Source organism: Martelella sp. HB161492 (genome assembly GCF_013184775.1).
Lineage (GTDB): Bacteria > Pseudomonadota > Alphaproteobacteria > Rhizobiales > Rhizobiaceae > Martelella.
On record NZ_JAATVV010000012.1, the window covers coordinates 148,956 to 171,530 of the forward strand.

16 protein-coding genes are annotated in these 22,575 nt (G+C 59.8%); 5 read left to right on the forward strand and 11 right to left on the reverse strand.

The features are described 5' to 3' along the window. Positions 1-137: 137 nt before the first annotated feature. Genes HCK86_RS19075 through HCK86_RS19100 form a run of 6 tightly spaced genes read right to left on the reverse strand, consistent with a single transcriptional unit; the run spans position 138 to position 6,690 of the window. Entirely contained in the window at positions 138-1,118 is a 981-nt protein-coding gene (locus tag HCK86_RS19075) for a helix-turn-helix domain-containing protein (RefSeq protein WP_176086070.1), read from the reverse strand. Then, positions 1,111-1,620 carry a flavin reductase family protein gene (locus HCK86_RS19080; RefSeq protein ID WP_176086071.1) on the reverse strand — a complete coding sequence of 170 codons (510 nt, stop codon included), beginning with the start codon at positions 1,618-1,620 and terminating at the stop codon, positions 1,111-1,113. The genes HCK86_RS19075 and HCK86_RS19080 overlap by 8 nt, the downstream gene beginning before the upstream one ends. Then, the gene (locus HCK86_RS19085; protein WP_176086072.1) at positions 1,613-3,112 is read right to left on the reverse strand and encodes an amidohydrolase family protein; all 1,500 of its coding nucleotides are present in this window, start codon (positions 3,110-3,112) and stop codon (positions 1,613-1,615) included. The genes HCK86_RS19080 and HCK86_RS19085 overlap by 8 nt, the downstream gene beginning before the upstream one ends. Continuing rightward, positions 3,109-4,026, reverse strand: a complete 918-nt coding sequence (locus HCK86_RS19090; RefSeq protein WP_176086073.1) for a polysaccharide deacetylase family protein — start codon at positions 4,024-4,026, stop codon at positions 3,109-3,111. Before HCK86_RS19090 ends, HCK86_RS19085 begins: the two co-directional genes overlap by 4 nt. Beyond that, the gene (locus tag HCK86_RS19095; protein ID WP_176086074.1) at positions 4,023-5,207 is read right to left on the reverse strand and encodes an amidase; all 1,185 of its coding nucleotides are present in this window, start codon (positions 5,205-5,207) and stop codon (positions 4,023-4,025) included. Before HCK86_RS19095 ends, HCK86_RS19090 begins: the two co-directional genes overlap by 4 nt. Positions 5,208-5,211: 4 nt before the next feature. Continuing rightward, entirely contained in the window at positions 5,212-6,690 is a 1,479-nt protein-coding gene (locus HCK86_RS19100; protein ID WP_176086075.1) for a 4-hydroxyphenylacetate 3-hydroxylase N-terminal domain-containing protein, read from the reverse strand. A gap of 281 nt (positions 6,691-6,971) precedes the next feature. Between HCK86_RS19100 and HCK86_RS19105 the strand changes: the two genes are divergently transcribed. Continuing rightward, the gene (locus HCK86_RS19105; RefSeq protein WP_176086076.1) at positions 6,972-8,027 is read left to right on the forward strand and encodes an NAD(P)-dependent alcohol dehydrogenase; all 1,056 of its coding nucleotides are present in this window, start codon (positions 6,972-6,974) and stop codon (positions 8,025-8,027) included. 305 nt (positions 8,028-8,332) lie between these two features. On the opposite strand, the gene HCK86_RS19110 is transcribed toward HCK86_RS19105, so the two are convergent. The 5 genes from HCK86_RS19110 to HCK86_RS19130 all read right to left on the reverse strand — a co-directional run bounded on the left by HCK86_RS19110 (position 8,333) and on the right by HCK86_RS19130 (position 15,713). Then, positions 8,333-9,145: a fumarylacetoacetate hydrolase family protein gene (locus tag HCK86_RS19110; RefSeq protein ID WP_176086077.1), complete on the reverse strand. Its 813-nt coding sequence runs from the start codon at positions 9,143-9,145 to the stop codon at positions 8,333-8,335. A gap of 135 nt (positions 9,146-9,280) precedes the next feature. Continuing rightward, positions 9,281-10,066 (reverse strand): gluconate 5-dehydrogenase, encoded by a 786-nt coding sequence (locus tag HCK86_RS19115; protein ID WP_176086078.1) that lies wholly within the window; start codon positions 10,064-10,066, stop codon positions 9,281-9,283. A 59-nt stretch (positions 10,067-10,125) separates the two neighbouring features. Then, the gene (gene kduI / locus HCK86_RS19120) at positions 10,126-10,968 is read right to left on the reverse strand and encodes a 5-dehydro-4-deoxy-D-glucuronate isomerase (protein WP_176086079.1); all 843 of its coding nucleotides are present in this window, start codon (positions 10,966-10,968) and stop codon (positions 10,126-10,128) included. Between the two features lie 315 nt (positions 10,969-11,283). Continuing rightward, a complete protein-coding gene (locus HCK86_RS19125; protein ID WP_176086080.1) occupies positions 11,284-14,448 on the reverse strand; it encodes an efflux RND transporter permease subunit in 3,165 nt (1,054 codons plus the stop codon). Between the two features lie 8 nt (positions 14,449-14,456). Beyond that, positions 14,457-15,713 (reverse strand): efflux RND transporter periplasmic adaptor subunit, encoded by a 1,257-nt coding sequence (locus HCK86_RS19130; RefSeq protein ID WP_176086081.1) that lies wholly within the window; start codon positions 15,711-15,713, stop codon positions 14,457-14,459. 392 nt (positions 15,714-16,105) lie between these two features. Here HCK86_RS19130 and HCK86_RS19135 point away from each other — a divergent pair, with 392 nt between their 5' ends. From HCK86_RS19135 to HCK86_RS19150, 4 genes are all read left to right on the forward strand, one after another. After that, positions 16,106-16,831: a response regulator gene (locus HCK86_RS19135; protein WP_176086082.1), complete on the forward strand. Its 726-nt coding sequence runs from the start codon at positions 16,106-16,108 to the stop codon at positions 16,829-16,831. After that, complete coding sequence (locus HCK86_RS19140; protein WP_176086083.1) at positions 16,828-18,090, forward strand: ATP-binding protein; 1,263 nt, start codon at positions 16,828-16,830, stop codon at positions 18,088-18,090. Before HCK86_RS19135 ends, HCK86_RS19140 begins: the two co-directional genes overlap by 4 nt. A 416-nt stretch (positions 18,091-18,506) precedes the next feature. Further along, positions 18,507-20,240, forward strand: coding sequence for a HAMP domain-containing sensor histidine kinase (locus tag HCK86_RS19145; RefSeq protein WP_176086084.1), 1,734 nt, complete (start codon positions 18,507-18,509; stop codon positions 20,238-20,240). Next, positions 20,227-22,419, forward strand: a complete 2,193-nt coding sequence (locus tag HCK86_RS19150) for an EAL domain-containing protein (RefSeq protein WP_176086085.1) — start codon at positions 20,227-20,229, stop codon at positions 22,417-22,419. Before HCK86_RS19145 ends, HCK86_RS19150 begins: the two co-directional genes overlap by 14 nt. The last annotated feature ends 156 nt before the right edge of the window (positions 22,420-22,575 follow it).

Genomic DNA, 22,575 nt, shown 5'->3' on the forward strand with positions numbered 1-22,575 from the left:
TGGCCTTGGTGCCTGCTGTTGTTGCTGATGCCCTCATCGAGAACCGGTCGGAATGACATGGTGCCAACTCTATGCCTGCACCCTGCCCGCTTTCCAGTTTCCTGACATGTCCATCAGTGCGGAAAAGCATAGCCATGTTATTTTGCAACGCAACAAAGTTGCGCGCGACGGTAGTCCCTCGGGGCAACGTCGAAGCGACTGCGAAAAGCGCGGCTGAAATGCGAAAAATCCTTGAAGCCACGCTTGAGCGCGATCGTGGTGATGGGGAGGCCTGCCTGAAGCGGATCAGCGAGATCCGCGCGGATCCGCTCCAGCCGCTGGGCCTTGATCCACGGCACCAGCCGGTCATCTTCGCGCTCGAACAACTCGTAGAGCGAGCGCAGCGACAGGCCTTCCGCCCTGGCGATGACGGCCGGCGACAGCGCTGCATCATCGAGATGATCAAGAATATAGGTCTTGACCCGGCCAAGCTGCGCCTCGCGCCCGGCCGAAAGCGGCAAGGTTTCGGAAAACCCGGTCAGTGCCGTTGCCAGCAGGTCGATCACGTGGCTCTCGATCCGGGCCGACAGCATGGCTGTTGCCTCGTCCTGACGCATATCGGCCAGCGCCAGGACGAAATCGTAGAAAAATCGTCCGGGAACGCGATCCGCCGGAATGGCGCGCGCCAGCAACCTGTCGACATGCGGGATACGATCGACAATCGGCCGGCGCGGCACTTTCAGCGAGATCTGGCGATAGTGCCCCTCGAAAGCCATGCGATAGGGCCTGCGACTGTCATAAAGCACCATGGAACGCGGCGTTGTCACCACATCGCGCCCCCCCTGATTGAAGGCGCTGACACCCTCGACCTGAAGCGTCACTTCAAACCACTGGTCATCGCGGTCAATATGTTCTTCGGCACGGCTGACCACCAGATCATTGGAGACAATATCGGCCATGGTGATCTCACCGAAGGTGAGCCAGGAGAGGCGTCCATAAAAGCCGGCCGGATCCTTGCGCCGCACGCCGGTTGGCGGAAAGACGGCATTGGTCGCGGCGAGCCAGTAGTCCAACCGCTCGGAAGCCGCCACGGCATCGGTGGAAAGCCGGCGCCAGCCGGTTCGGACAGGCTCAAGCATGGGATGCAACCTCCATCGGGACGACGCCATGGGAAAAGCGGCTGGCAAAGAAAACGAGCGGCCGTCCCTCATCGACGCTGAGGGCTGAGACCCGGCCGATCAGAATGCGATGATCGCCGCCATCATAAATCCGGTCGGTCCTGCAGTCGAAATGGGCGAGCGCCCCGGCAATCAATGGCAGGCCGCTTGCAGCCGCAATCGTTTCCACATCGGCAAAGGGATCGGCATGACCACGGGCGAAATGCGCGGCAATCCCGCTCTGGCTCTCCGACAGCACACTGATGGCAAAGCCTTGCGCCGCCTCGAAGACGGCGCGCGAACGGGCATTGTCGCGCAGGCTCCACAAGACCAGCGGCGGCTCCATCGACAGCGACGTGAAGGAGGAAATCGTCATGCCGACGCTGCGCCCCTCATGGCGGGCGGTGACCACGGCGATACCGGTGGCGAACTGGCCAAGGGCGCGGCGCAGATCCGGCTGGCTCACATGGGAGAGATCAGGCATCAAACGAACCCCTTTCCGGACGGATGAAGCGTTCGATGGCCAGCGGCGCGCTCATCAGCCTTTCCGCATGGGAAACAGCAAAGGGTGCGAGCCGGCTGGCAAGTGCCGAAAGATCACGATTATCGGTCCGCAGCTGCGCAACCGCCTCGGAAACCCGGTTCGACAGATCATCAAAAACAGGCGCCGTCAGCACGCCATCGCGCAGGCGGAACCGTCCGCCCACCATGACATCTGTAATGGTATCGGCGCCAGCACTGGTGATCAGCTGGTTGAGCGGATCGTTCAGCGGCAGGAAGTCGATATGATCGAGATCGAGGAAAACCAGGTCGGCATCGGCGCCGACGGCGATCCGGCCCGCATCGGCCCAGCCGATGAGCGCCGCCCCCGCCATGGTGCCCATGCGAAACGTCTCCAGCGCGGTTGGCCAGTGCGCTGCCGGATCGCCATAGAGGCGGGCGCCGAAGGAAGAAAGCCGCATGGCGCGAAACATGTCCAGCGCATCGGAGGAGTTGGCACCGTCGGTGGCAAGTCCGACCGTGATGCCACGCTCCAGCATCGGCCGCACATGGGCAAAGCCGACGCCAAGACGCATATTGCTTGCCGGAACATGGGCGATCTTCGCGCCAGCTGCGGCAATCATGTCAAGATCATCCGGATCAAGCCAGACCGCGTGGGCCGCCACGAATTCCGGCCCCAGAAGGCCAAGATCCTTGAGATAGGCAATCGGCGACATGTCATATCTGTGGAAGGCGGTAACCCGCTGCAACCGGCTCTCCGCGACATGCATATGGATCGGCACCGAAAATTCAGCCGCGATTTCGGCTGACGCCAGCAGGAATGTCTCTGAACAATGGTGCGGAATGGTTGGCGCGATGGCGAGTTCAATGCCCGCTGGCAATTCGTCGCGCCGGGCGAAGATGGCGCGCACGGCATCCAGCACCACAGCGCCGTCGATCGGCGCGGAAACGGCGGCCTTCAGATCATCAGGCAAGCTATCGGCAAGGCCGGGGATCGCCTGAAAGAAGGAAAGATCGGAGATCATCGGCGAAAGCCGCGCCCTGATCCCGGCATCGGCATAGGCGCGGGCGCAGGCGAAAAAGCCCTCGACCGTCGGCAACGGATATTCATAGACGAGATCGAAACAGGCCGTCGCCCCCTTCTTCAGCATCTCGGCAGCCGCGAGAAGCGTCGAGGCATAGATGGTTTCGGGCGAGCGCCGCCCCGCAAGCCAGGATGCATGGCTGAGCGAAGTCTCCAGCATCCAGCGTTCGGCCATGCCCTTGTTGAGGCTCATATGTCCGTGCGTGTGGCTGTTGATCAAACCGGGGACCACCATGCGCCGCGAGGCATCGACCACCGTCTCGCCGACAAGCGTGCCGGGCCTGGCAATGGCATCAATCCGACCGGCTTTGACCAGAAGATCGCGATGTTCGACCGTACCGGACAAGGGATCAGCGACCAGCCCGCCGGAAATCAGCACCGTGTCGTTCATGCGCCTGCCTCCGGCGGATGAGTTGCGATCCAGTGACGCGCGACCTCGGAACGCCCGGCGATCCAGACATCGGGGTGTTGCCCGACCAGATCAAGAAAACGCTGCACCGCCTCGAACCGTGACGGCTGACCGGAAATGCGGGCATGAAGGCTCACCGTCATCATCCGCGGGCGGCGGGCGCTTTCGGCATAAAGCACACGGAAAGCAGAGCCGAGATGCGCATACATGTCCTCGGCCGTACCAAGCTTCGCGGTCGCAAGCCGGTTATCATTATGGGTAAAGGAATGCGGCACGACCAGATGCGAGAAACCGGCCGTTTTCACCCAGAAGGGCAGATCATCGGCATAGCTATCGGCATCGTAGAGAAAGCCGCCATGTTCCACCAGCAGCCTGCGGGTCGCAGCGCTTGGCGAATAGCGGCTCTGCCAGCCAAGCGGGCGGATGCCGACCGTGCGCTGCAGGCTTTCCACCGTGCGGGCGATCACCTTGCGCTCTTCCGATTCAGTCATCAGGAAATGCCGGGCGAAGCGATCACCATGGGCGCAGAGATCGAAACCGGCGGCGGCGATCTCGCGGCCGATTTCCGGCGTCTTTTCCAGCGCCCGTGCACAGGCATTGACGGTGAGTTTGAGGCCCCGGTCGAAGAACAGCTCAGACAGGCGCCAGAAGCCGACCCGGCTGCCATATTCGTAAAGCGTTTCAGCGACGAAATCGCGCGTTCCGGCCGGCACTTCGCCGGGAATGCCATCCGTGAGCCCGACCTCGCTTGCGCTGTCACCATCGGCAATGGAGGCCTCTGCCCCCTCTTCGAGATTGAGCACGACCACAAGCGCCATGCGCGCGCCGCCCGGCCATTGTGGGTCCGGCGGGGTTTTGCCATAGCCGATGAAATCGCGGTCGCCATCGTTGATCATGAGCGCTCCACCAGCGGTCCGAGCGCCTCGGCAAAGGCCAGCAGCCGCTCCTCGCCGCGATGACCGGCGATCACCGACAGCCCGACCGGGCAGTGATCGACCGTGGCCGCAGGGATGGCGATCTGCGGCAGACGGCAAAGGCTTGCGACACAGGTCAGCGCCAGTGTCTTTTCGCGGAAGACGATCTGTGCAGACACATCGGCGTCAAGGAAAGGCGGCAGATCATGGGCCGTCGGAATGACGATCATGCCGTCATCGCCGAGCAGATCAAGAAGCCGCGTCGTCAGATGTTCGCGATTGACGACCGCTTTCGCATGGGCTTCAGGATCGACGGTCCTCGACAGGTTGATGCGCTGGTCGACCGATTCCGACAGCGCCCGGCCCGGCTCCATGCACCAGTTGCCGAGCGTTGCCCAGAGATCGTGGAGCTGCAATGGCCGGAAGGTATCGAGCCAGTGCTCGACGCCCTCCTGATAGAGCGTGATATCCTGCGCCGGGCCAAGCATCTGCGCCGCACGCAGCAATGTCTCGCCAATGCCGTTGACCGGAATATCAAAGGCATCACGGGCAATCATCAGCCGCGGTGCCGCCCTATCGCGCGAAAAAGCGCCGAAATAGGCCTCGCCGACCCGCGCCAGCATGCTGGCATCACGCGCCAGCCAGCCGACCGTGTCGAAACTCGGCGCCATGGCCATGACGCCGGCGGTGGAAATCCGGCCGAAGGTGGTGCGCAGTCCATAAAGCCCGCAAAAACTGGCCGGAACGCGGATCGACCCGCCGGTATCCGAACCGATGCCGAAATCGGCGATACCCGCACCGACGGCAGCGGCCGAGCCGGACGACGAGCCGCCCGGCGCGCGGTCCGGGGCCGCGGGATTGATCGGCGTGCCGAAGGCCGGGTTCATGCCGAACATGCCGCAGGCCAGCTCATCCGTGTGGGTCTTGCCGATCAGGCTTGCACCGCTCATCAGCGCCGTCAGCACCGAGGGCGCGGTCGACAGCGAAGGCTTGCCGTCGCGGGCACGGTCCACATTGCCGCAGGCCGTGACATGGCCCTCGATATCGAAAAGGTCCTTGGCGACAAAGCTGAGGCCTGAAAGCGGGCCAACCCTGCCCTTGGTCATGGGAGTGTCGAAGCGCGTGATGAAAGCGCTTCTGGCAATCGCGTCAGTCGTCGGCATCAGCTCACTCCGCCGCATCGCTGATCGGCGTCGCGAGGTCATAGCTACCCATGAAATCCTCGACAAAGCCCTTCACACCATCCCAGTCGTAGAACCGGAAAGCATTGCCGCGCGTGACGAAGGCGGGGCCGGAATAGAACATTTCATATTGCAGATGACGCGAGCCGAATTCGGAACCGACGGCATCCCAGGCCAGCTTCATCAGCTTGACCCGTTCATGGCTGTCGCAGATGGCCGAGCGCTGGGTCTTGCCGATGATCGCTGCGGTAATCGGATTGTCGAAATCCTCGACCGAGGACGGCACCATGATCAGACCGCCACCGGCGAGTGTACGCAGGGTCTCGACCACTTCCGGATAGGTGGTCTGGGCAATCACCTGCGCGGTGCAAAGCATGGTGCGGTCCGGCACGAAATAGCCGTTATGCACCTCGCCCGAGATTTCCATCGCCGTGATCAGCGCTTCGATATTATTGACCTTGGCGGCCATCAGGCCGAGCGTTTCACGCACCTGCGGATAGTTGATGATGTTGTTGGTCTCGGCAATCTTGCGCATCAGCCCGATCAGAAAACGCAGCTTCACCATCAGCCTGATGATGCACTGGTAGTTCTGATAGACATGGGTACGGGTATTGTGCCACTGCGCCTGCGCCAGTTTCAGATCCTGATTGACGAAAACGCGGTCCCAGGAAATCTTCACATCATCGAAATAGACGACCGCATCATTCTCGTCGAACCGGCTGGAAAGCGGATAGTCGAAAGACGAGGTTGCGTCCTTCTCATAGGAGCGGCGCGACATCAGCGTCAGCCCCCTGGCATTGATCGGCGTCACGGCGGTGAAGGCATAGGCCTCATCCCCCGGCTGCAGGGCCTGGAAACCCGAGACCAGCAGTTCGTCCGCCAGAACGCCACTGGTTGCCAGCATCTTGGCGCCACGGATGGTGATCCCCTCGGAATCCTCATCCACGACCCGGCAGACCAGATCGGGATCGGGCTGACCACCGGCGGATTTCGCCTTGTCCGCCTGCGGGTTGATGATCACGTAAGACAGAAACAGATCATTGTCGCGGGCATATTCATAATAGGATCTGACCGCCGCAGCCCGCTTGGGATCGAACTCCTCGAAGGCCGGCAGCCCCATCCGGAAAGCCGAAATCGTCGAGGCAACATGGTCGGGCGAACGGCCGATCATGCCGCAGGTCTGCGCCGCCCATTTTTCCAGCGCCTTGCGGCGAAAGACGAGTTCTTCCCACGACGTCGGCAGAAACCAGGATTGCGAAACACGCTCACCGGTCTTCGGCGACGAAAAGGTCATCGCTTCGAGATTTTCAGGCTGCGCCTGAAAATCGTAAAGGCCTGCGACCGATTTTACCGCGTTCTGAAATGCCGGATCAGTGACGACATTGTCGACCTTGCGCCCATCGATATAAACGGTGCGGTTGTCGTTGTTGATCTTGTCGAGATAGGCTTGCCCGTTCCTGGCCATGCATTGGACTCCGTGATGATACAGCGGATTCCGGCGCCAAGCTTTTTACCCATTGCAGTCGGAATGTGATGTTGATCAAAGCTAAAAATTGCCTAAACTTTTGTCAAGCCTGCGAAACGGGCACAACCTGCGGCAATTTGCGTGCGCGGTGCTGCCATCCGGGCAGCAGTTGATGCCTGGGCTTCCCATCGCGCCATTTCGGCCTATCTTAGCTGCGTGGATGCAGGCGGCTTTCCGGCTTCATCCTTCAGAAAACCGTCCGTCAAGAAGAGTTTCCCATCATGAAATCGATTGGTTTTGCCTGCACTTCGGCCGATGCGCCACTGGAACCCTATTCTTTCGAACGCCGCGCGCCGCGCGCCAATGACGTGGTCATGGAGATCCTCTATTGCGGCGTCTGCCACTCCGATCTGCACACCGCGCGCAACGACTGGGGCTGGAGTGTTTATCCGGCCATGCCCGGCCATGAGATCGTCGGCAAGGTGATCGCCGTCGGCTCTTCCGTCAGCAAGTTCAAGGTCGGCGATCACGCGGCCGTCGGCTGCATGGTCGACAGCTGCATGGAATGCGACCAGTGTCGCAAGGGCGAGGAACAGCTCTGCCGCCAGGGCAATACCGGCACCTATAATGGCCGCGACCGCGTGACCGGCGAAAACACCCTCGGCGGCTATTCCAAACATCTGACCGTGCGCGAGGAATTCGCGCTTTTCGTGCCGGACAATCTCGATCTCGCACGCGCGGCACCGCTGCTCTGCGCCGGGATCACCACCTACTCGCCATTGCGAACCTGGAATGTCGGCCCCGGCAGCCGTGTCGGCGTTGCCGGCATGGGCGGACTTGGCCATATGGCGATCAAGCTGGCCGTCGGCATGGGCGCCAAGGTAACGGTGATCTCCCGCAGCCCGTCGAAAAAGGCAGATGCCATGGAACTCGGCGCCGATGATTTTCTGGTCTCCGCCGATCCCGATGCGATGCGCGCGGCAGCCTCCTCCTTCGATCTGATCATCGACACGATCCCGGTCCAGCACGATGTTTCGCCCTATATGCCGCTTCTCGACGTCGATGGCACCATCTGTCTCGTCGGCCAGATCGGCCCCATGGCGGCCTTCAGCAGCCTGCCGCTGCTTGGCGGTCGCCGGCGCATTGCCGGTTCGCCGATCGGCGGCATTCGCGAAACCCAGGAAATGCTCGATTTCTGCGGCCGCAAGAACATTCTGCCGGAATGCGAGATGATCCGCATGGACGAGATCAACGAGGCCTACAAGCGGCTCGAAGCCGCTGATGTGCGCTACCGCTTTGTCATCGACATGGCATCGCTGGACATGCCGGCCGCCTGAGCCGCCTTTGCCGATTGCGCAAAAGGGCCGGAGACGATGCTCCGGCCCCAGATGACTGACAAACTCAATCAGATGGCCTGTTTGAGATGGAATAGCCGCCGCCGTCATCCTCGTGCTTGTCACGGGGATCCATATCCTTAAGGAATTGAATAGGCCGAGTCTTTCGCCGCAACGGATGCGCGCGTCGGCTGGATGCCTGTGACAAGCACAGGCATGACACCAGAGAAGAAGACGAGGCCTGTCGGCAATCTGAGTCCGCCCGGAGGCAACCGGGCGGGCTTTTCAATGGGCGGTAAATGCCGGGTTCAACCGCGCGGCATTGCAGCCTTGACGACGATCTCAAAAGCTTCAGCGCCGGCAAATTCAGCCCGGCCGCAGGCGCCAGGCAGCACTTCGTGAATACCGGTGGTCATGCCGGTCAGCACGATATCGCCGGCATGGAGAATACGGCCGCGGCTGGCGAGATTTTCAGCCAGAAGGCGGACGGATTCGAGCGGACCATTGGCAACCTTGGCAGCAGAGCCCTCGCCGACAACAGCACCATCGACCAGCATCCGAGAGGTCATCGCATCAAAAGTCAGCCGCTTCCAGCCGTCGATGACCGGTCCGACAACCGCACCGGCATTGTTGCCGTGATCGGAGACGACGGCGGTCGGGCCGAGCGCATTCAGCGTTGCAAGCGGGCTGGAGGCAATTTCAGCACCCGCATGGATCGCGCCAATGGCATTCAGAATAACATCATCGCTGAAACCGTTCGGGCCGGCTTCGAGATCCTTGGCGAAGACCACCGTGAATTCGGCCTCAAGTGCTGCAAAGCCACCTTCAAAGACGCTGACCTCTGCCATGCCGCCCTTCGGCAGACGACGGATGTTGTCAGCATAGATCGGGCCGACAATGCGGGTTGCGCCGAGCTTTGCCCGCAGATCAGGATGAACGCCAGCGACTTTCCAACCACCGATCGGGCGCATGTCCAGTTCCAGCGCCTTGTCCTGCACGCGATAGGCCTCTTCCAGCGTGGCCGGCAGATCGCCGGGGAAATCATCGAGTTTGGTTGCCTGACGCCGCGCCTCGACAAAGGCTGCGGCAATCGCTTCAATCTCAGTGTCGCTCTTGCTCATCTTCCCGCTCCTCTTCTGGCCATCGTCGAGACGGCCGCATTCGGGTCTTCCCATATAAAGAATGCAGGCGACGCGAACCGCCGCCTGCAATTGATAAAGCGTCTATATAACGCGCGTTTTCACGGTGCCAACCGGTTACGGCTGCTTGCCGATATAGGCGAGAATGCCGCCATCAACATAAAGCACGTGGCCGTTGACGAAATCCGAAGCCTGCGAGGCGAGGAACACGGCCGGACCCTTCAGGTCGCCGGTCGTGCCCCAGCGGTTTGCCGGGGTCTTGGCCAGGATGAAGGAATTGAACGGATGGCCGGGCTCGCGCAGCGGTGCGGTCTGGGGCGTTTCGATATAGCCCGGGCCGATGCCGTTGCACTGGATGTTGTAGGAGCCATATTCCGAGGCGATGTTGCGGGTCAGCATCTTCAGGCCGCCCTTGGCAGCGGCATAGGCCGAAACCGTTTCGCGGCCGAGCTCGCTCATCATCGAGCAGATATTGATGATCTTGCCGCTGCGGCGTTCCATCATCGACGGCAGGACCGCCTTGGCGACGATGAAGGGGGCCGTCAGGTCGATGTCGATAACCTTGCGGAAATCCTTGGCTTCCATCTCGTGCATCGGCGTGCGGGCAATGATGCCGGCATTGTTGACAAGAATGTCGACCGGGCCGACATCTTCGGCAATCTGGGCCACCATCTTCTGCACAGCAGGCTCATCGGTAACGTCACAGATATAGCCCTTGGCTTCGATTCCGGCTTCCTTGTAGGCTTCAAGGCCCTTCTTGAGGAAGTCTTCGTTGATGTCGTTGAAGACGATGGTCGCACCGGCTTCGCCAAGCGCCGAAGCGATGGAGAAACCAATGCCGTAGGACGCGCCGGTAACCAGTGCAACCTTGCCCTTGAGGGAGAAATTGTCTGCAAAACTCATGGATCGGGTCTTTCCGTTCTTGAGAGATCTTCAGTGGGATGGACGATTAACGTCAGCGATCAGCGCAGCTGGTTGATCGGGATGACATCCATGTCGTTGAAGGTCTGGTTTTCGCCACCCATCGCCCAGATGAAGGTGTAGTTGGTCGTGCCGCAGCCGGCATGGATGCTCCAGGACGGGCTGATCACGGCCTGTTCGTTCTGCACCAGAATATGGCGGGTTTCCTTGCCCTCGCCCATCATGTGGAAGACGGACTGATCTTCCGGCAGATTGAAATAGGTGTAGATTTCCATGCGGCGCTCATGGGTATGGGCCGGCATGGTGTTCCAGACATTGCCCGGCTCCAGCTGGGTCAGGCCCATGGAAAGCTGGCAGGTTTCCAGAACGTCGGGATGGATGAACTGGTTGATGACGCGCTTGTTCGACGTGGCGGTATCGCCCATCGGAACCTTCTTCGCGTCTGCCATCTTCAGGAAGGTGGTCTTGCAGGCCTTATGCGCCGGAGCAGAAACCATATAGAACTTGGCAGGCTTGGCCGGATCAGCGCTCTTGAACACGACATTCTTGGTGCCGCGGCTGATATAAAGGCAATCCTGGAAATCAAGGGTGTAGGTCTCGTCATCGGCTTCGATGGAGCCAGCGCCACCGAGGTTGAAAATGCCGATCTCGCGGCGTTCCAGAATGTAGCTGGTGCCGAACGTACCCATGCAGTCGATACCCTTGTCGAGCGACACAGCTTCGCTGACCGGCATGCAACCGAACGTCACCATGCGATCGATGTGCGTGTAGACGGCGACGACTGTATCGGCAACGTAAAGGTTCTCGATCAGGAATTCATCGCGCACTTCCTCGGTCGTGTAACGCTTGAAATCCTTCTGATTGACGGAATAACGGATATCCATTTCGAACTCTCCACAATGTCTCGGGGGACCGCTTCTCCTCCGCCGGCTGACAATGACGCTCTCGTGAACAGATCGCACATTGCGGGTCCCATGGGTGATAGCCGACAGTTTCGCGTGTTAGGGCATAATGCTTTCGTTGAACAAATGACAGAGCAAAACCATCATTAATATGACTGATCTGCAACTAGTATGCATTTTTCTGACATTGACATCGCATTCGTCAAGGCCTGCAGACCGCGGAAGCGTCCGAAACACAAAAAACCCCCTCGCGCGCCTGCGCGAAGGGGTATGGTCAAACGGGGCTGACCGGTAACCTCAGGCTTGAGGCGAAGGCCCGGAAGCGGCATCCCCCGCACCGTCATCCTGTGGCTTTTCTGCCTGACCGGCCTTTCGGCGGAACACCTTCGAGACCAGCACGAACAGCAGCGGCACAAAGAAGATGCCGAGCACCGTTGCCGCCAGCATGCCGCCGGTGACGCCGATACCGATCGAATTGCGCGCGCCTGAGCCGGCCCCCGTGGCGATTGCCAGCGGCAGCACACCGAGGATGAAGGCGAAGGAGGTCATCAGGATCGGCCGCAGACGGGTCTTGGCAGCGTTCAGCGTCGCCTCGATCAGCCCTTCGCCATGCTCCTGCCGCAGGATCGCGAACTCGACAATCAGGATGGCATTCTTGGTCGCCAGACCGATGGTCGTCAGCAGACCGACCTTGAAGTAGACGTCGTTGGTCTGGCCGAAGAGGAGTGCCGCGCCAAGGGCACCCAGCACACCGATCGGCACCGACAGCATGACGGCAAAGGGGATCGACCAGCTTTCGTAAAGCGCGACCAGGCAGAGGAAGACCACCAGAACCGAGATGGCATAGAGCGCGCCAGCCTGATTGCCTGACAGTTCTTCCTGATAGGACAGCCCGGCCCAGGCATAGGAATAGCCCGGCGGCAGTTCGCCGACGATACGGGCGACCTCGGCCATCGCTTCACCGGAGGAAACGCCGTCGGCCGTGCCACCCTGAATTTCCACGGCAGACGAACCGTTGAACCGTTGCAGGTTCGGCGAACCATAGGTCCAGCGCATCGATGAGAAGGACGAGAACGGCACCATGTCGCCATCGTCATTGCGCACCCGCCACTTGTCCAGATCTTCCGGCTGCATGCGGAAATCGGGCGCAGACTGCATGTAGACCGATTTGATGCGGCCATTGTCGTTGAAGTCGTCAATATACTGACCACCCCAGGCTGCCGACAGCGTGTCGTTGATATCCGACAAGCTGACGCCGAGCGCACTCGCCTTGTCGCGATCGATCTCGACCTTCAGCTGCGGCGTATCCTCCTGGCCATTCGGCCGGGTGCCGGACAGAAGCGGGCTCTCCCCCGCCAGCTGCAGAAACTGGTTGCGCACCTGCATCAGCTTGTCGTGACCGGCACCATTGACGTCCTGAAGGTAGAAGTCAAAGCCGCTCGAATTGCCGAGTCCCGGCACGGCCGGCGGTGCCATGGCAAAGACCTTGGCGTCCTTGATCTTGGCAAAGGCCCCCATGGCCCGCCCGGCAACCGCCTGGGCCGAGAGGGACGGATCGGTGCGCTGATCGAAATCCTTCAGCCGGACGAAGACCATGCCGACATTCTGGCCGGTTCCGCCAAAACCGAAACCGATAATGGTCATCGTGCCCTCAACCGCATCCTTTTCATCGTTCATGAAATGATCGGTGACCTGTTTCAGCACACGTTCGGTCCGATCCTTGGTTGCCCCGACCGGCAGCGTGGCGCTGACCATCAGGATACCCTGGTCCTCCTCCGGCAGGAACGAGCTCGGCAGCTTGTTGAACATGAAGCCCATGAGGCCGACCAGAACGAGAAACAGCACGAAGAAGCGGAAGGAGCGCTTGAGAATGCCGGCATTGGCCCGGAAATAGCCGTTGGCACTGGCATCGTAGAGCCGGTTGAACCAGCCGAACGGCCCGCGGGTTGCCGCGTGATGTTTCGGCGGCTTCAGGATTGTGGCGCAGAGCGCCGGTGTCAGGATCAGCGCCACCAGAACCGACAGCAGCATGGCCGAGACGATGGTGACGGAGAACTGCCGGTAGATGACGCCGACCGAACCACCGAAGAAGGCCATCGGAATGAAAACGGCCGTCAGCACCAGCGCAATGCCGATCAGCGCGCCGGTGATCTCGCCCATCGACTTGATCGTTGCCTGACGGGGGGCAAGCCCCTCCTCCCGCATCACGCGTTCGACATTCTCGACCACAACGATGGCATCATCGACCAGAAGACCGATCGCCAGCACCATGGCAAACATGGTCAGCGTATTGATGGAATAGCCGAAAATCGACAGAACCCCGAACGTGCCAAGCAGAACGACCGGCACGGCCAGCGTCGGGATCAGTGTGGCACGGAAACTCTGCAGGAAGACCAGCATGACGATGAAGACGAGGACAACGGCCTCGATCAGCGTCTTGACCACCTCATGGATCGAAAGCTCGACGAAAGGTGTCGTATCATAGGGATAGACGACTTCGACACCGGCCGGCAGCGTCGAAGAAAGCCGCGCAACCGCCGCCTTCACCGCATTCGAGGTGCTGATGGCATTGGCGCCATTGGCAAGGTTGATGGCAAGGCCGGCGGTCGGAAGACCATTATAGCCGCTGGTGAAGTTGTAGTTCTCGGCACCGATTTCCACGGTTGCGACATCGTTCAGACGAACGACGGAACCGTCGGTCGTGCTTTTCAGCACGATGTTGCGGAACTGATCGGCGGTCTGCAGCTGACTGGCTGCCGTGACGGTGACATTCAGCTGCTGGCCGGCGACAGAAGGCTGGGCGCCGAGCTGGCCGGCGGAAACCTGCGTATTCTGCGCCGAAACGGCTGACGACACATCGCTTGGCATCAGCTGGTATTTCGCCAGCTTTTCAGGATCGAGCCAGATGCGCATGGCATGGCTGGAGCCAAACAGCTGGGTGCCGCCGACACCATCGATACGCTTGAATGTGTCATTCAACGTACTGTCGACATAGTCCGACAGATCTTCCGCCGACATGCGGCCATCGGTCGACACGAAGCCGACAATCATCAGGAAGCTGGAGGACGACTTGTTGACCGAAATGCCCGAATTGACCACCGCGTCGGGCAATTGCGAGGTGACAAGCTGCAGCTTGTTCTGCACCTCCATCTGCGCCACGTCGGGATCGGCTTCATTGTTGAAGGTCAGCGTGATCGAGGACGAACCGGAGGAGGTCGAGCTCGAGGTCATGTAATCAAGATTGTCGAGCCCGGTCATGGCCTGCTCGATGATCTTGGTGACAGAATTCTCAACCGTTGTGGCGTCAGCGCCGGAATAGCTGGCATTGATACGCACCGTCGTCGGCGCGATATCGGGATATTGTGAGACAGACAGCGTATTGAGCGCCAAAAGACCGCCCAGCATGATCATGATGGCGATCACCCAGGCGAAGTTCGGTCTTCTGATAAAGAAATTCGACATCGGGGACCTCAATTCGCCTTGGTTGCGGTTGCCGAGGCTTTGGCGGCAACATCGCTTGACGACTGGGCCGTCCCGTTCAGGCTCTGATCCCGGCTTTCCACCTCACCGGTGGTCTCATCGATCGTGACCTCGACGGTGTCGACGTCCTGGCCTTCCCGCACATATTGCGAGCCTTCGACGATGACGCGGTCACCATCTTCAACGCCGCTGCCATTGACCAGCCAGTTATTGCCGACGCTGCGGCCGACATCGAGCACACGCTGCTCGACCTTGCCATCGCCATTGACGAAATAGGCCGTCGCCTGGCCATCGGTATTGCGGGATACGGCGCGCTGCGGCACCAGGAAGGAATTATCGGCAACACCTTCTTCGACCAAGGCATGGACATACATGCCGGGCAGCAGAAGCCGGTCAGGATTATCAAAGACAGCCCTGAGCGTGTAGGTGCCGGTGGTCTCGCTGACCGTCGATTCGGAGAATTCCAGCTTGCCATCGACGGGATAGACCATGCCGTTTTCCAGCATCAGCTTGACCTTGACGCCGTCTCCGGAGATGCGAACCCGGCCCTCGGCAATCGCCTGCCTGAGGTTGAGAAGATTGGTGCTCGACTGGGTCACGTCCACATTGATCGGATCGATCTTGTGAATGGTGGTCAGCGCATCGCTCTGGCTTGCCGTCACCAGTGCACCGACCGTGAGCGATGACTTGTCGATGCGCCCCGAGATCGGCGCCGTGATGGTGGTATGGTCGAGATCGATCTTCGCGGTTTCGACAGAGGCCTTGGCCGCAGCAACCGCGGCATTCGCCTCATCCAGCGCCGCCTTGGCGTCATCGACATCCTGTTCGCTGATCGCCTCATTCTTGGAGAGCTTGGCGTAGCGGTCGGCCTTGGCCTGCGCGCTTGGCACAGCCGCTTCGGCCTGCTGCAACTGGGCCTTGGCGATATCGAGAGCGGCTTTGTAACCGGCCGAGTCGATCTTGTAGAGTGCCGCCCCCTTCTCAACCTCGCTGCCTTCCTCAAACAGGCGATCGGTGATGATGCCGGTGACCTGCGGACGGACTTCAGCCTCCAGCGAGGCACTGGTCCGGCCCGGAAGCTCTGCCGTGATCGTCACCGATTGCGGGTGCAGTGTCACGACGCTGACCTGGGTCTTGCTGGGCGCAGCTCCGGCTCCCACCTTGGACGAGGACTGGTCACTGCAGCCGACAAGTGCAGCACATAGTCCCAGCACTGCGAGGAGTGTGGTCGATCGGGTCAGTCGCATCTAGTAGTCTCCATGGATCATCCACCCTTGCCGGGCAGCAGGGACGGCAACGACGAGAACAGGTGCGCTGACATTCAGGAAAGTCGCGGCGGGGCGCTTCGTCGAATAAGAAAACAAGGTGGAGCGTTGCTGCGACATCTGCCGAGGGGGGTCGAGAAATCCGCAACAACGCTCCGCACCGGGACCTGTTCCGGCCGGTCCCGATTGGTTTTCGATGCTAGAGGGGCTACGTTACTGCGATTGGTCCATCGCTCTCGTTTTGTTTCCGGGAGCGGCCATTTTTGTAACTGAACTTTGCCAGATGCCGGCCGGCAATGTTTCGTCGCAAGAATTCACTGGTTCGGCGACGCGAAATGCTTCCTATTTCGCGTGCAATGAGGCAAGCGAAGAACATGCATAGGGAAGAGCACATACTGATTGTCGATGACGACATGGAAATTCGCCGATTGCTGGCCCGTTATATCGGCGGCCAGGGCTTCCGCGTGAGCCTTGCCGGCGATCGGCGCGGCTATGAAGAACAGATCGAGATCAGCAACCCCGATCTGATCGTTCTGGACGTGATGTTACCGGATGGTTCCGGTCTTGATATCTGCCGCAGCCTCTACAGCCGCGTCCCGCATATTCCGGTGATCCTTCTGACCGCCCTCAAGGAGGATGTCGACCGCATCATCGGCCTTGAGCTTGGTGCCGACGATTATATGGGCAAGCCTTTCAATCCACGCGAACTGGTGGCCCGCATCCGCGCTGTACTGCGCCGCAGCCAGCAGAATACGGCACCGTCGGAGGAAGCAAGGCTCTATAGTTTCGGCGAATATACCGTCGACCCGGAACTGCGCCGCGTCACCCGCGGCGACGGTGCAGATATCGAGCTCACCGGCGGTGAATTCGAGCTGCTTTCGGTGTTTCTCGACCGTCCGGGACGGCTTCTGTCGCGCGATCAGCTGCTGGATCTGACCCAGGGGCGCGAACGCGACCCGCTGGACCGCTCCATTGATGTGCTGATGAGCAAGCTCAGACGCAAGCTGGGCGAAAGCGATGCCGGTCCAATCTTCAAAACCGTGCGCAATGGCGGCTATCAGCTGACGCTTCCGGTCAGGACCCAGGCAATCAACCGATGAACTGGCTGCGCAATCGCATCATCATTCTTCTGGTCCTGTCGATCGTATCCGTCGTCGGCTTCGCCACCTTTGCCGCCATCAAGGCCCTTGAGCATCCCTTTCCCGCCGCCGTCTTCGGTCCCATCGCCAATCAGATCCATATCGATTCGACGCTCGCCCTGTCACAGCCAGAACTGGCCGCCAAGCTCGGCATCAAGCTGGAGGCACAGCCGCCTGACGGCGCCATGGACGAACATTATTCCGAAATGCTGACCAAGGCGATGCGCCACAAGGGACTTTCCAATCAGGTCACCATTTCCGAAAATCGGCATAATTCCAGCCTCGAGGCCGCTGTGCAGCTGCAGGACAACCAGTGGCTGGTGCTGCCCATTCCCGACACCAGACCGCCCCGCGATGCGTTGATCGTGCTGGCCATCTGGGTGGCGCTGATCGTCATGGGCAGCGCGGCGATTTCCGTCTTCGCCGCCTCGATGATCCTCAGGCCGCTGCGCCTGATCCAGGCCGCGATCGAGCGCATCGGCCCTGAGGGGGTGCTGCCGCACGTGCCGGAGATCGGCCCGACGGAAACCCGGATGACGGCCACGGCACTTAACCGCCTGTCGGCGCATCTGAAGGCGGCAACGGAAAGCCGCATGCGCGTCGTCGCCGCTGCCGGCCATGATCTGCGCACACCGATGACACGCATGCGTCTGCGCGCAGAATTTATCGAGGATGAAGAGGAGCGGGCCAAATGGCTTTCCGACCTCGAAGAGCTCGATTCCATTGCCGACAGCGCCATCCGGCTTGTGCGCGAAGAGGTCAGCACCGACATCCTGACGGATATCGATCTCGGGGCTCTCATTGACGAAGTGGTCGACGGGTTGAAGCCGCTTGGCATGGACGTAAGGGCCAAAACGCTGAAATCAATACTGATCTCCGGCGCACCGCTGGCAATCAAGCGCGCATTGTCCAATCTCATCGTCAACGCCGCCACCCATGGCGGCGGGGCAATCATCACGCTTCAGCGCCAGCAGTCAACGGCCCGGCTGGTGATCGACGATAATGGTCCGGGGATTCCCGACGAGTTGCTCTCCCATGTCTTCGAACCCTTCTTCCGGGTCGATCTCGCCCGCCGCAAGACCCTGCCCGGCGCAGGCCTTGGCCTTGCCATCGCCAAGGAAATCATCGAGCGCTTCGGCGGTACGATTACGATCGAGAATCGCCAGAGTGGCGGCCTGCGCCAGACCGTGAGCTTTCCGCTCTGCGCCGATAAAGATTAACCCGGGCGCGAAACAGTCCTGCCAGACGGCATCCAAGTAGATCACACACGGAAACCGCCATTCCACGGGAATCGTGCAATGCACACATTTTTCCCAGGAAAAGTCCAGATATTAAGTAACTACCTAAATGAATATACATACAAAATACGTCAATTAAATTCAAAAAAACGCAAAATCCGATATTCAGTTTGCAACCTTACATGAAAACATAATATTATACTTTCATGGGAGAAATTCTTAGCCGCTTCAATTCTGGATCAAGCGTCCCGCACAAGCTGGGGGGCGTGGCGAGCAAACGGATCGTTCGCCTTCCAACTGCCTCCGAAATGAAGCTAACCGCTATGCTTTTCGTGGGATTTTCTCTGACAGCGCTGATCATTTGGCAACTGGCCCATCAATTCGACAGTGAATTGCGTATGCAACATGATGAGCTCGTTGCAGCAGCAGCCCTTGATCAGTCGAGCCTCTGGATTTCCAGCTTTGTCGATGGCTATGCCGCGGATCTCAAAGTCATCGCCGGCAGCAGCGCATTGAAGACAGTTTCAGGCGGTCCGGACGGTCCACCACGCCTTGCCGGCAATTTCACCGCATGGATCGCGAGCAAACGCGACATTGTTCAGCTTCGCTATATTGATGCTGCCGGAGACGAGATTGTCCGTATCGATCGCAGCGGCTCGGACATTATCGCCACGGCTCCTGACGGTCTGCAGAACAAGATCGGGCGCTATTATGTTTCTGCTGCACTGCAGCTCCCGGCAGGCAGTATCTACGTCTCGCCATTGGATCTCAATATCGAACATGGGGCAATCGAGGTCCCGTGGCGGCCGATGCTGCGCCTCGCCATGCCCGTGAACTTTATCGATGGAGCACCATCCGGAATCATCGTCATCAACCTCGATGCAGGCAGGATTATCGGCGGCCTGAACCGCTTCCTCGCAAGTCCGCTCTCAGAAATAGCCCTCCTGAACGCTGACGGCTATTGGCTGGCCGGCGCGCCAGAGGAAGACCTGTGGGGCTTCATGTTCAACCGCGATGACAGGCTTGCGACAGAGAAGCCGGCTTTGTGGGCCAGCATGACATCGCAGGGAGACGGCACGTTCTTCAGCGCCGGTCAGTACGCGGTATTTCGCCGCCTGGCGCCGTCCGACAACGCAGTGGGCGTCAATACTGCCGATCACCAGAGCTGGTATCTTCTGACCACCTATGCAGAACCCACCGGCATCTGGTCACTGCAGATGTGGCCGCGCTTTCTGCTGATCATCATCGGCAGCTTTGTGAGCGCGGCCTTTGTGGCACGGTTGATTTCAGCCAGCCAGCGCGCCGATGCACAGGTTCGCAAGGCCGAGCTACAGCTGGCCCAGTCAGCCCGGCTGGCAAGCCTCGGAGGTCTTGTCGCCGGTGTCGCCCATGAACTCAACACCCCGATCGGCAATGCGCTCACCATCTCGACAACCATAACCGATCACGTTGGAGCGCTTTCAGCCGAAACGGCCAGCGGACGCATCGGGCGCAACCGGATCGAAAGCCTGATCTCGGAAATTTCCGACGGCACAGACTTGATGCAAAAGGCCCTTGTTCGGGCCGCCGACATCATCCGGAACTTCAAGCAGGTCGCCGTAGACCAGACAAGCGAACGCCGCCGCCGCTTCGTGCTCGACAGCTATCTCATTGATACGCTTCATCTGCTGTCACCGCTTTTCAATGGCAGATCGGTTTCGCTGCGCTATGATCAGCTCGAGCCATTGCCGATAGACGGATATCCCGGGCCACTCGCTCAGGTGATCAGCAATCTGGTCGAAAATGCTCTTATTCATGGATTTGGCGCCGAAGGCACCGGTACGATTACGATCAAGGCCCGCAAAAGCAGTCAGAAGACGGCCGAAATCACTGTCTCTGACAACGGCAAAGGTATGACAGCTGAAGTCCTCGCCCGGTCACTCGAACCATTTTTCACCACGAGCCCGCAGGCTGGCGGCTCGGGTCTCGGCCTTTCAATCGTCCACACCATCGTGACAGAGGTTCTTGGCGGCTCGCTGGAGATTTCCAGTCAGGAGGGTCGCGGAACCTCGGTGACCGTTTCAATTCCACTTGTGATGCCCTTGTCGCCCACGCCCGATACCGTTGAGGAAGATCGCCATGAGACAAGATGAACGTCCGCTTGAACTCTATGATGACCTGCAGGAGAGCGACTGGAGCGCCAAGGCGCAGCGGCGCTGGAAGATCCTGATCGTTGACGATGATGAAGACGTGCATCAGGCAACGAAATTCGCACTTCGGGGCCTCACCATTCTCGGCAGGCCACTTGAGCTCATCTTCGCCGCATCAAGGAAAGAGGCACAGGCCCAGATCGGCGCCCTCGACGATATCGCCGTAGCCATGATTGACGTCGTCATGGAGACGCAGGATGCGGGGCTCAGGCTGGTTGAGGATCTGCGTGGCGCCGGCCTGAGCGATATGCGGATTGTCCTGCGCACCGGCTATCCAGGCTATGCGCCGGAAATCTCTGTGGCCACCAATTATGAGATCGACAATTACCACACCAAGGAAGAGCTGACCCGGACGCGGCTGATCGCCGTGCTGACGACGGCAATCCGCGCTTATGACCGTATTCAAGCAATCTCGAAAAGCCGCAAGGGGCTGGAACAGATCATCAAGAGTGCGCGCCAGATTTTTCAGCGCACAAGCCTCGAGCTTTTCGCTCAGGGTGTATTGACCCAGATCGCGGCCCTGCTCCGGCTGGAACCGTCAGGTTTTGTCAGCCTCCAGTCCGGCGACAGTGCCGAGATGAAGGTCATTCTGGGCATCGGCAATTTCTGCGCTCTGACAGGCGCCCGCCTGACCGATACCGGAGAAACCATGATGCGCCTTTTCGAGACCCATCGCGGCAGCGATGAACCGGTTTTCAGCGACGGCTATATGGGGCTCCATTTCCACAACGAGAATGGCCGCGAAATGTTCGCCGTTCTTGAAACGGACAGCAGCTTTGACAACGAGGACCTCGATCTGCTGAGACTGTTTGCCAGCAATATATCCATCGGGTTCAGGAACCTGGCGCTGATCGAGGCGCTTGACCGGCTGGCGTTTCGCGACACGGTGCTGGATCTGCCCAATCAGAATGCCTTTGAACAGGCTCTGGAGCAGGCCATCGCCAAAGGCAGCGACGGACAGGTCATCGAAATCAAGGTCTCCGCCTTCCAGCCCCTTGTCGCAGCCTTCGGGCGCTCGACCGCAATTCAGCTGATGCAGGAAGCCTATCAGCGACTGGACAGGCTTGGCCAAGGTTATTGCCGGATTTCGCTGGTCGCCGAAGGCGCGCTTGGTATCATCGATGAAGAAAGACGCATGACACCGGAGGGGCTGGCTGAAGCGATGAACCGGCCCTACAGGATTGATGATGTCGAGCTGGCGCCGCAGCCGACCTCAGTTATCGTGCCACTTTCGCAGTTACCGGCAGACCCGGTTCAGGCGTCTCGATCGGCAGCAGCCGCCTTTATTCATGTCCGGCAGAACAATCAGGGACAGCATGTTCTTTATGATGCCGAAAAGCATCAAGCCGTGCTGCGCCAGCAGATGCTGCAAATGGCCCTGAAGGATCACACCCGCGCCTTTGCCGGATTTGAAGTCTTCCTTCAACCAAAGGTCAATCTTGAAAACCGCCTGATATGCGGTGCCGAAGCTTTGCTGCGATGGACGCTGGACGGCAAGAGCGTCTCCCCGGCCGAATTCATTCCCATTGCAGAAACGATCGGCATGACCCGACCATTGACGGATTTTGTGCTGACCCAAATCGCTCAATGGGCAGGCATACGCCGTGCCGCAGGCCTCAGGCTGCCGCCGGTTGCCGTCAATCTTTCCATGGCCGACCTCAATATTCCGGCTTTTGCAGAGTGGTTGATTGCCAGGGTTCACACGCTCGGCCTTTCGCCCGACCTGCTGGAATTCGAGGTCACCGAGGCCGTCGCCATGCATGAGACCGTGGCAACCCGACAGATCGAACAGCTTTCGGCACACGGATTTCGCATTTCCCTTGATGATTTTGGTACTGGCTACTCCTCACTTGGCTACTTCGACAGCCTGCCGATCAGCACGATCAAGATCGATCGCCGCTTCATCGGCACGCTCACGGTCGAATCGGTCTACCAGAACCTCTCGGCCGTGATCATCGCAATGACCGAGCGGCTCGGCGTCGACTGTGTTGCCGAAGGCATCGAGACAGAGGAACAGCTCGAAGCCCTGAAGCTTCTCGGCTGCCGGACCGGCCAAGGCTATCTTTTCGGCCGCCCGGAACCGATCGACAGCTTTTCCAGCAAGATCGACATGTCCGGCTGATGGCTTTCATAAATGCGCGATTGCAACGGCAATGCCAGGCCTTTTGCGTCTTAACAAAACAGCGCAATCACGACAGAAAAATTATAGATTTCATGCTCTTAACTAGAGTTTCCCGATGGCTCCCCCTGAGGGGCCGCCACTCTTTTCACGCGTTCG